Consider the following 1683-nt stretch of genomic DNA (forward strand, 5'->3'; position numbering starts at 1 on the left):
ATCAAGCGATGTTCGCAGCAACCGCAATCGACACGAGCAATAAGCCGGCCTTCTACAAGGAGTTGGCCACGCAATTGAAAGCGCTGCTGGAGGGCGAGGGCGATTCCGTCGCCAATGCCGCCAACACGTCGGCGCTGATCTATCAGATGGTGCCCGACCTCAACTGGGCCGGCTTCTATTTCCTCGCCTCCGAGGACGAGCTGGTGCTTGGGCCCTTCCAGGGTAAGCCCGCCTGCGTGCGCATCGCCGTCGGCAAGGGTGTCTGCGGCAAGGCCATCGAGCTCGACATGTCGATGCTGGTCAAGGACGTCAACGAATTTCCCGGCCACATCGCCTGCGACGCCGATTCGCGCTCCGAGCTGGTCGTGCTTTTGCGCGACGCCGAGGGCGCGTTCGGCGTGCTCGACCTCGACAGCCCGCTGCCCGGACGCTTCGACAAGGAAGACCAGGCCGGCATCGAGAAACTCGCCGCGATCTATGTCGCGGCGTGTGAATTCGAGGACGATGGCGAAGACTGAGGGATGAGGCCGGTCCCGGCCTGCCTCAGGCGAGCTTCACCAGCATCAGGCTGAAGCAGCCGATGAAGAGGAAGGCCGAGAAGGCCAGCATCAGCGGCCGCAGGCCGCGCGAGCGCAGCTCGGAAATGTCGGCCTGCAGGCCCATGGCGGCGAGCCCCATGGTCAGCATGATCTGTGCGGCCAAAGCTATCGCCGAATGGATCTGCACCGGGATCGCGGCTAGGCTGTTCAGCGCCACGACCGCGACGAAAGCAACCACGAACCAGGGCATCGGCGGTTTGGCGCCGGAAGCATCGGTGTTGCCGCGGCGCGCCATCAGGCCGAGCGCGATCACCATCGGCGCCAGCATGGCGACGCGTGTCAGCTTGGCGACGGTCGCCGTCTCGCCGGCAAGCGTTCCGTTCTGGAAGCCGGCGCCGATCACCTGCGCCACCTCATGGATCGAGGCGCCCGCCCACAGGCCGAAGGCGTGCTGGTCGAGGCCGAAGACCGGCGCCAGCAGCGGGAAGCCCAGCATGGCGATAGTGCCGAACAGCGTGATGGCGGCAACGGCGTAGGTTACGTCCTCGTCGCGCGCATCGGTGACGATGTTGGTGGCGACGATGGCCGAAGCGCCGCAGATCGAGGTGCCGGCGGCGATGAGCTGCGCGAGCTTGCGGTCGACACCGATCAGCCGGCCGAGCGTGACGGTGAAGAGGAAGGTGGCGCCGAGCGTGGCGGCGACGACGCCGACACCGCCGAGGCCGATGCCCGCCACCTGGCCGAGCGTGAGCTGGAAGCCCAGCAGCACGATGGCGAAGCGCAGCAGGCGCTTTTGCGCGAAGGCGATGCCGGCCTTGGCGTGAGCGGGCATGCCGAGCACGTTTGAATAGATCATGCCGGCGACGACGGCCAGGATCATCGGGCTGAACAAGGTGAGGCCGGAAAAGCCGCGCGCCGAATAGGCGACGCTGGTGATCATCGCCACCAGCACCAGCCCCGGCACAACGCCGGCCGAGATCGCGGTCAGGGCAGGGCGCTTGCGTTCGGCATTGGCCGGGTTCAGGCCGTTTGGAAGATCGTTCGCGGTGGCGGGCAGGAAAGACAATTGAATTCTCCAGGCGCTTTCGCCGCCGAAATGCCATTCCAAAATCGATCTTTCCAACGAATTATTTGAGTTATAATG

The 1683-nt window shown here is 65.3% G+C and carries 2 protein-coding genes; one reads left to right on the top strand and one right to left on the bottom strand.

The window, feature by feature from the left end; genetic code table 11:
* The first annotated feature begins 8 nt into the window (after positions 1-8).
* On the top strand, positions 9-518 hold the full coding sequence (locus tag EOD07_RS33550) for a GAF domain-containing protein (RefSeq protein WP_127238268.1): 510 nt from the start codon (positions 9-11) through the stop codon (positions 516-518).
* Positions 519-543: 25 nt separating this feature from the next.
* Here the strand turns inward: EOD07_RS33550 and EOD07_RS33555 are convergent, their stop codons facing one another.
* Positions 544-1605 carry a YeiH family protein gene (locus EOD07_RS33555; RefSeq protein ID WP_127238269.1) on the bottom strand — a complete coding sequence of 354 codons (1062 nt, stop codon included), beginning with the start codon at positions 1603-1605 and terminating at the stop codon, positions 544-546.
* Positions 1606-1683 lie beyond the last annotated feature (78 nt).

Source organism: Mesorhizobium sp. M2C.T.Ca.TU.002.02.1.1 (genome assembly GCF_003997225.1).

What these genes read in the sequence shown, in the direction of transcription:
- EOD07_RS33550 (WP_127238268.1), top strand. Translation starts at nt 9, where the DNA reads ATGTTCGCAGCAACCGCAATCGACACGAGCAATAAGCCGGCCTTCTAC.